The sequence below is a fragment of the Halorubrum rutilum genome, assembly GCF_042665015.1.
GTDB classification, from domain to species: Archaea; Halobacteriota; Halobacteria; order Halobacteriales; family Haloferacaceae; genus Halorubrum; species Halorubrum rutilum.
The window spans coordinates 39,064-46,685 of the sequence record NZ_JBHTBL010000004.1 but is presented as its reverse complement, the minus strand read 5'-3'; the positions used below and the strand labels follow the sequence as shown (position 1 = coordinate 46,685).

8 protein-coding genes and 1 pseudogene are annotated in these 7,622 nt (G+C 72.4%); 8 read left to right on the top strand and 1 reads right to left on the bottom strand.

What is annotated here, in order from left to right:
* From ACFQMF_RS04465 to ACFQMF_RS04445, 5 genes and pseudogenes are all read left to right on the top strand, one after another.
* A pseudogene (locus ACFQMF_RS04465) lies at positions 1-144 on the top strand (exonuclease RecJ); the annotation flags it as partial.
* A complete protein-coding gene (locus ACFQMF_RS04460; protein ID WP_256408753.1) occupies positions 141-503 on the top strand; it encodes a KEOPS complex subunit Pcc1 in 363 nt (120 codons plus the stop codon). The pseudogene ACFQMF_RS04465 and the gene ACFQMF_RS04460, both read left to right, overlap by 4 nt.
* Entirely contained in the window at positions 500-1,144 is a 645-nt protein-coding gene (locus ACFQMF_RS04455; RefSeq protein WP_256408754.1) for a 30S ribosomal protein S3ae, read from the top strand. Before ACFQMF_RS04460 ends, ACFQMF_RS04455 begins: the two co-directional genes overlap by 4 nt.
* Before the next feature lie 649 nt (positions 1,145-1,793).
* Complete coding sequence (locus ACFQMF_RS04450) at positions 1,794-2,072, top strand: DNA-directed RNA polymerase subunit L (RefSeq protein WP_256408755.1); 279 nt, start codon at positions 1,794-1,796, stop codon at positions 2,070-2,072.
* A gap of 131 nt (positions 2,073-2,203) precedes the next feature.
* Positions 2,204-3,232 (top strand): glycosyltransferase family 4 protein, encoded by a 1,029-nt coding sequence (locus ACFQMF_RS04445; RefSeq protein WP_256408911.1) that lies wholly within the window; start codon positions 2,204-2,206, stop codon positions 3,230-3,232.
* Between the two features lie 92 nt (positions 3,233-3,324).
* On the opposite strand, the gene ACFQMF_RS04440 is transcribed toward ACFQMF_RS04445, so the two are convergent.
* The gene (locus ACFQMF_RS04440; protein WP_256408756.1) at positions 3,325-3,654 is read right to left on the bottom strand and encodes a DUF7510 family protein; all 330 of its coding nucleotides are present in this window, start codon (positions 3,652-3,654) and stop codon (positions 3,325-3,327) included.
* A 159-nt stretch (positions 3,655-3,813) separates the two neighbouring features.
* Here ACFQMF_RS04440 and ACFQMF_RS04435 point away from each other — a divergent pair, with 159 nt between their 5' ends.
* From ACFQMF_RS04435 to ACFQMF_RS04425, 3 genes are read left to right on the top strand one after another with little or no spacing between them, the layout of a single operon-like run.
* A complete protein-coding gene (locus ACFQMF_RS04435) occupies positions 3,814-5,088 on the top strand; it encodes a Single-stranded DNA binding protein (RefSeq protein WP_256408757.1) in 1,275 nt (424 codons plus the stop codon).
* Entirely contained in the window at positions 5,085-6,791 is a 1,707-nt protein-coding gene (locus ACFQMF_RS04430; RefSeq protein WP_256408758.1) for a hypothetical protein, read from the top strand. The genes ACFQMF_RS04435 and ACFQMF_RS04430 overlap by 4 nt, the downstream gene beginning before the upstream one ends.
* Positions 6,791-7,615: a metallophosphoesterase gene (locus ACFQMF_RS04425; RefSeq protein WP_256408759.1), complete on the top strand. Its 825-nt coding sequence runs from the start codon at positions 6,791-6,793 to the stop codon at positions 7,613-7,615. The genes ACFQMF_RS04430 and ACFQMF_RS04425 overlap by 1 nt, the downstream gene beginning before the upstream one ends.
* Positions 7,616-7,622: the final 7 nt, after the last annotated feature.

Here is a 7,622-nt window from a genome sequence, read left to right as displayed (position 1 = left end):
GAGGTCGGCGGCGACGGCTGGGGGACCGCCGACCGCGGCGGGATCGCGGTCGGCGCGGTCGACGAGGCGAGCGAGAACGGACGCGGGAACGAGACCGACGGCGACGTCACGGGCGCGCTCGCCGCGCTCAGGGAGGCGCTATGAGCGGGGACGAGCCGCGGACCGACGCCGGCGAGTCCGCCGGCGGAGCCCGAGGCGACGAGACGCGGGGCGACGGGGCGACCCGGACGGCGACCGTCCGGACGACCCACGCCGACGCCGCCCTCGTCGCCGCCGCGCTCGCGCCGGACGAGACCGACTCGATGGCCACCCGCGTCGACGGCGACGCGATCGAGTGCGCGATCGAGCGGCCCACCACCGGCGGGCTGCGGGCGACCGCGGACGACCACGTCGTGAACCTGCGCGTCGCGGACAGACTCGTCGAGCGCGCGAGGGCGCACCTCGCGGCCGACGGCGGAGCGCGCCGCTCCGACACCAACGGCGACACAGACACTAACACATGAGCGAACGATCCGTATCCAAGAGCAGAGAACAGAAGCGCTGGTACACCGTGCTGGCGCCCGAACAGTTCGACCGGCAGGAGCTCGGCGAGACGCTCGCCGAGGAGCCCGACCAGGTCGTCGGCCGCACGATCACGACGACGCTGGGCGAGCTGACCGGCGACTCCGGCGCGAACAACACGAAGCTGACCTTCAAGATCACCGACGTCGGCAGCGACACGGCGTACACCGAGTTCATCACGTACGAGCTCACGCGGGACTACCTGCGCTCGCTCGTCCGCCGCGGCGCCTCGAAGGTCGAGGCGTCGATCACGGTGCTGACGACGGACGACTACCGCATCCGCGTTCAGCCCGTCGCGCTGACGACGAAGAAGGCCGACCGCTCCCAGGAGAAGGCGATCCGCCGCGTCATGATCGACAAGGTCCACGCGGCCGCCGAGGAGCGCACCTTCGAGGCGTTCGTCGACGCCATCGTCGAGGGGAACCTCTCCTCGGCGATCTACGGCGAGGCGAAGCTGATCTACCCGCTGCGCCGCGTCGAGGTCCAGAAGCTGACCCTCGAAGCGCGGCCGCGCGAGGTCGCCGCCGAGGAGGAGGCCGCCGTCGACGTCGACGCCGACGAAGTGGCCGTCGACGACGAGTAACGTCTCGCGACGCGCCGACGCGACTTCTCCGTTTATCAGCCGCGGAGCGGCGGCGCCGACGTGAACGCCCGTGAGCGAGAGCGGCGGCGACGATCTCGCTCATAAATAGAGATCGTGATAAGACGGTTCGTAATGCAGTGGCGCGTGCCTGCGAGGCCGTATCGCGGCCGAGCAGCACGCGCGAGGGACGCGGTGAGCGCTCGCAGAGCGCGAACCGCGAGGCTGGGGAGGTGTGAGGCTGCGGTTGCGGTGCGGTCGGGTGGGACTCAAAGGGGCAGTCGCGAGGACGCCGCAGGCGACGCAAGCACCGAAACGAGGGACCGAACGAAGTGAGCGACCGAGTGAGGCGCGCAGCGGGCGTGCGGCGTCCTCGCGACTGGGGCTTTGGAGGTGTTCACCGCCGATCCGCCGTGGACCAGTTATAAACGGCCACTCACTCCATCGATCGCGTCAACTGCTTTCGATACGGCTCGAACCCCTGTGTCTCGTAGAACGCCATCGCTCGCTCGTTGTTGACGCCGAGTCGAATCTCCGTACACTCGGCTGCGCCCGCGCTATTTAAAAAGGATCCCGTGGCGTGCGGGTCGTCCGCATCCCCCGATATCCGGGAGACGAAAGCTTGAAACGCCGCTCGCCCGACCGCACGAGTATGGAACTGCGGGTCATCGAGAAGACCGACACGGAACTCCGCATCGAGATCGCCGGCGAGGACCACACGTTCATGAACGTGCTGAAGGGCGTCCTCCTGGAGACCGACGGCGTCGCGGCCGCGACCTACGACATGAATCCCGAGCAGTCCGGCGGCCAGACGGAGCCGGTGCTGACGGTGAAGTCGGAGTCCGACGACCCGCTCGACCTGCTCGCCGACGCCGCCGGGGCGATCACCGACCGGACCGACGCGCTGCGCGACGCCGTGCGGGCGGCCTGAGGGGACGCCGCGACGCCGTTCCATGCTCTTTCGGCTCGTCTGTTCCGCTCCGCGAGCCGCTACCCCGCCGATCGAGGGGCATACCTAAGTGTCGACTCCAGAAACGAGGAGGCATGCCACCGAGCGTACTCATGCTGGGATGGGGGTACCCGCCGAACATCACCGGCGGGCTCGACGTCCACGTCGGCGAACTGTTCTCCGGGCTCCGCGACGACCTCGGGGTGGAGGCCACCCTCGTGTTGCCCGCGGAGTTCGCCCCGGACGACGAGCCGGGCCTCGAACCGGTCGAGACCGGCGACGGCGACATCGCCGCCCGCATCGAGCGCCTCAGCGACCGGTTCGCGGAGCTGGCGCCCGACCACGACGTGATCCACACGCACGACTGGTTCGGCTACGCTCCGGGGCGGCAGGCCGCGCGCGCCTCGGACGCGACGTGGGTCTCGTCGTTCCACTCGCTCGCGAGCGACCGCAACATCGACCCGCCGAGCCGCGAGGTCGAGACCGAACGCCGGCTCGCGAACGCCGCCGACACGAACATCGCCGTCAGCGAGATCGTCCGCGGCGACATCAGGGAGCTGTACGACGCCGACTCCCGCGTCGTCTACAACGGGTTCTCGACGCCGACGTTCTCCGGCAAGGACGTCCGCGAGGACCTCGGCATCGACGGCGAGATGCTGTTCTTCGTCGGGAGACACACGGACCAGAAGGGAATCTCGCACCTGCTGTACGCGGTGAAGAAGCTCCGCGGGCGCGACGTGACGCTCGTCGTCGGCGGGTCGGGCCACCAGACCGAGCAGCTGAAGCGGTTCACCGAGCTGCTCGGCATCGAGGACCGGGTCGAGTTCGTCGGCTACGTCCCCGAGGCGGAGCTCGGCGACTACTACGCCGCGTCGGACGCGTTCGTCTCCCCCTCGTACGCGGAGCCGTTCGGGATCACGATCACGGAGGCGCTGGAGGCGGGGACGCAGGTCGTCGCGACGCCCTCGGGCGTCGCCGAGGTGCTGCCCGACGGCTGTCTCGTGGAGGTCGAGACGGACTCGGAGTCGATCGTCGACGGGCTCATCGAGGCGCTCGACCGCGAGGAGCCGCCGCAGTACGAGCGCCGCGAGTGGCTGGACGTGGCGGAGGACACGCTGGCGGTGTACGAGGAGGTCGCGTAGGGCGCGCCGGCGGTGTCCGAGAACTCAGCGGGAGACGCGCCGGCGGTGTCCGAGGACGTGAGGGAGGGCGGGCGCTCGGACCGGTTCGATCGCTATTCCGCCGCCTCCTCGTCGCCGCGGTACACGTCGAACTCGGTCGCCGTCTCCGGGTGGGTGATCCGGAACCCCTCGGCCGTCTCGATCACGCCGCGCGTGCTCCCGGTCTCCCCGCCGTACGGGCTCTCCTCGCCGTCGATCCCGCCCCCGCCCTGATACGGCGAGGTGTACGGCGACCCCGAGACGGGCTCGTCGAACCCCTCCGGCGGGAGGTAGATCCGCTCGCCGCCCGCGGAGCGGACGACGACCGCGACGTCGCGGGTGCCGGTCACGTCGATGACGGTTCGCTCCCCCGTGACGCGCGCGTCGATATCGATCTCGTCCATGCCCCACGTTGCGGACGGGGGCGATTTAGCAGTACCGGCGTCGACGCCCGGTCGCCGTCCCGAGCGGCCGGCCCTCGCGTCGGGGTCGCGCCGGGGTCGCGCCGGGACCGCTCCCCGGGTGGTGAATCCTTTTGTGCGGTCGCGTCGAAGTCGACTCCGATGGACGTCAACAGCCATGCCGAGGAGCTCGCCTCCGACCTCGGCGTCGACAAAGAGGAGGTCAAAGCCGACTTGGAGAACCTACTGGAGTACAGCGTCCCGATCGACGAGGCGAAACAGAGCGTCCGCCGGAAGCACGGCGGCGGTGGCGGCGGCTCGACGCCGACGCCGGACGCCGTCGACGTCGGCGAGATCACCACCGACCACGACGGCGTGACGGTGACGGTCAAAGTCCTCACGCAGGGAACGCGGACGATCCGGTACCAGGGCGACGACCTCACGATCCGCGAGGGGGAGGTCGCCGACGAGACGGGCGTCATCTCCTACACCGCCTGGCAGGACTTCGGGTTCGAGCCCGGCGACTCGCTGACGATCGGCAACGCCGGCGTCCGCGAGTGGGAGGGCGCGCCGGAGCTCAACCTCAACGACTCCACCACCGTCGCCATCGCGGACGATCCGGTCGAAGTCGATCGCGAGGTCGGCGGCGACCGCGACCTCGTCGACATCGCGGCCGGCGACCGCGGACGCAACGTCGAGGTCCGCGTGCTGGAGGTCGACGAGAAGACGATCTCCGGGCGCGACGGCGAGACGGAGATCCTGGAGGGGGTCGTCGGCGACGCGACCGCGAAGCTCCCGTTCACCGACTGGCAGCCCCGCCCGGAGCTGGAGCCGGGCGCCGACCTCCGGATCGAGGACGTGTACGTCCGCGAGTTCCGCGGCGTCCCCTCGATCAACCTCACCGAGTTCTCGGCGGTCACCCCCCTCCCCGACCCCGTCGAGGTCGCCGAGGACGCCCCCCGCCTCTCGGTCGGCGAGGCGGTCGCCTCCGGCGGCATGTTCGACGTCGAGGTCGTCGGCAACGTCCTCGAAATTCGGGACGGCTCCGGGCTCATCGAGCGCTGTCCCGACTGCGGCCGCGTCGTCCAGAACGGGCAGTGCCGGAGCCACGGCGACGTCGACGGCGAGGACGACCTGCGGGTGAAGGCGATCCTGGACGACGGCACCGACACCGTCACCGTCGTCCTCGACGACGAGCTCACCGCCGAGGTGTACGGCGGCGGGCTCGACGACGCGCTCGCCGCGGCGAAAGAGGCGATGGACAAGGAGGTCGTCGCCGAGTCGATCGCCGACTCGCTGGTCGGGCGCGCCTACCGCGTCCGCGGGAGCCTCTCGGTCGACGACTACGGGGCCAACCTCGACGCGAGCGAGTTCGAGCTCGCGGACGACGACCCGGCCGAGCGCGCCCGCGTCGCGCTCGCGGAGGTGGGCGAATGAGCGACGACGGGCCGGGCGCCCGCGAGGTCGCCCACCGGGTGTTCGCCGCCGAGTTCGACGGCGCCACCCTCTCGTACTCCGAGAGCGACGAGGAGCGCGCGCCGAACTACGTCGTCACGCCGACCGGCGCGCGCGTGAACCGGCTGTTCGTCGCGGGCGTGCTCACCGAGGTCGAGCGCGTCAACGACGAGACGCGCCGCGGGCGGGTCGTCGACCCCTCCGGCGCGTTCGTCACATACGCCGGCCAGTACCAGCCCGAGGCGCAGGCGTTCCTCGAACGCGCCGACCCGCCGGCGTTCGTCGCGCTCACGGGGAAGGCGCGCACCTTCGAGCCGGAGGACTCCGACCGGGTGTTCACCTCGGTCCGCCCCGAGAGCCTCAACGAGGTCGACGCCGACACCCGGGACCGCTGGGTCGTCTCCGCCGCGGAAGCGACGCTCGACCGCCTCGCCGTCTTCGCGGCGGCGCTCGATTCGGACCTCCGCGGCGACGAGCTCCGCGCGGCCCTCGAATCCGGCGGCGCGCCCGCGTCGCTCGCGGCGGGGATCCCGAAGGCGATCGAGCACTACGACACCTCGACCGCGTACGTCGAGGCGGTCCGGCGGCTCGCCGTCGACGCGCTGGAGCTGATCGCCGGCGACCGCGACGAGGTCCGTCCGCTCGACCTCGCGCCGGACGCCGGGGGCGACGCGACCGTCGGCGCGCTCCCGGGGACCGACGTGACGATCGAGGCGCCGACGGGGGCCGCGGCGCCGTCGGGAGCCGGCGGACCGGCGACCGAGGTCGGAGCGGGTGACGAGACCGGGACGGCCGACGAAATCGGGACGGCCGACGAGACCGAAACGATCGACGAGACCGGGACGGCCGCCGACGAGGGGGAGGTCGAATCGACCGCGACGGTCGGCGCGGGCGGCGACTCCGAGTCGGCCGAGTCGAGCGGGACGACGGGCGTCGGCGAGGGCGACCCCGACGAGGTCGGGACCGAGGCGGCCGGCGGCGCGGCCGACGCGACGGCGGGCGACACGGTCGAGGACGCGGCCGACGCCGCCGATAGCGACGACGCCGCGGAGCCCGCGACCGACGCGGGAGGCGGCGGCCTCGGTGACTTCGAGACCGGCGACGACCTCGACGCGGGAGGGTCGGTCGGCGGCGGGACCGACGCCGAGGCCTCGGCCGATCCGGACGCCGCCGACCCCGCGGGCGACGAGATGTACGAGCTCGACGAGGCGGAGCGCGAGGAGATCGAGTCCGAGTTCGGCACCGACTTCGCCACCGGCTCCGAGGTCGGCGAGCCCGGGGAGGCCGACATCGACGTGCCGGATCCGGAGGAGCTGCAGGAGACGCCCGAGGACGCCGCGGCGACCGACGTCGACGCCGAGCCGGTCGGAGCGACCGACGACGACGCGACCGGCGACGCGGCCGGAGGCGACGAGGCGGTCGCGACCGCCGAGTCGGACGCCGGGGGCGAGGCCGCCGAGTCGGAGGAAGGCGACGGGGCCGCCGAAGCGGTCGACCTCGAAGACGCGGTCGTCGACGCCATGGACGCGCTCGACGACGGCGACGGGGCCGACCGCGAGGCGGTCGTCGAGCGCGTGGTCGACGAGCACGGCGCCGCCGCCGACGCGGTCGAGGACGCGATCCGAGACGCGCTGATGAGCGGGAAGTGCTACGAGCCCGGCGACGGCGTGCTCAAGCCGATCTGATGGCGCGCGCGGAGTCGGCCGCGGTCGAGCCGGTCGTCGGCGAGCCGGCCGCCGTCGCGGATCTCGGCCGGGAGCGCGCGCTGCTCGTCGCCGACGTCCACGCCGGCGTCGAGGTCGGGCTGCGCTACGAGCGCGGCGTCGAGCTCGACGACCGGGCCGACGAGCGCCGCGAGCGGCTCTGCGCCCTGATCGCCGAGACCGACGCCGACCGGCTCGTCGTCCTCGGCGACCTCGCGCACCGGATCGCGGCGCCGGAGGGCGAGGAGCGCGAGGAACTGGAGGCGCTCGTCCGCGCGGTGACCGACCGCGTCCCGATGACGCTCGTCGAGGGCAACCACGACGCGGGCGTCGCCGAGGCGTTCGCCGACGACCTGGACGTGATCGGGGCCGGCGGCGGGCTCCTCGACGGGGCTGCCGACGGCGGCGACGAACCGGCTCGGAGCCGGACCGGTCGCGTCGCGGTCCTCCACGGCCACACGTGGCCGGACCCGGCGCTCCTCGACGCCGACGTGGTGTGCATGGGCCACGAGCACCCCCAGGTCCGGCTGGAGGACGCGGTCGGCGGCTCGCGCGTCGAGCGCGCGTGGCTCCGCGGCGAACTCGACCCGGACGCGTTCGTTGAGGGCGGTCTCGGCGCGGACGGGGATGTCTCCGCAGATCCCCCCGAACTCGTCGTCTTCCCGGCGTTCAACGAGCGTTCCGGGGGAACGTGGGCGAACGTCGACGGGCAGTCGTTCCTCGCGCCGTTCCTCCCCGACGCGCTCCCGGCGGGCGACGCGTACCTCCTGGACGGGACGCGGCTCGGCGACTTCCGGCGGATCTGAGGGCGGT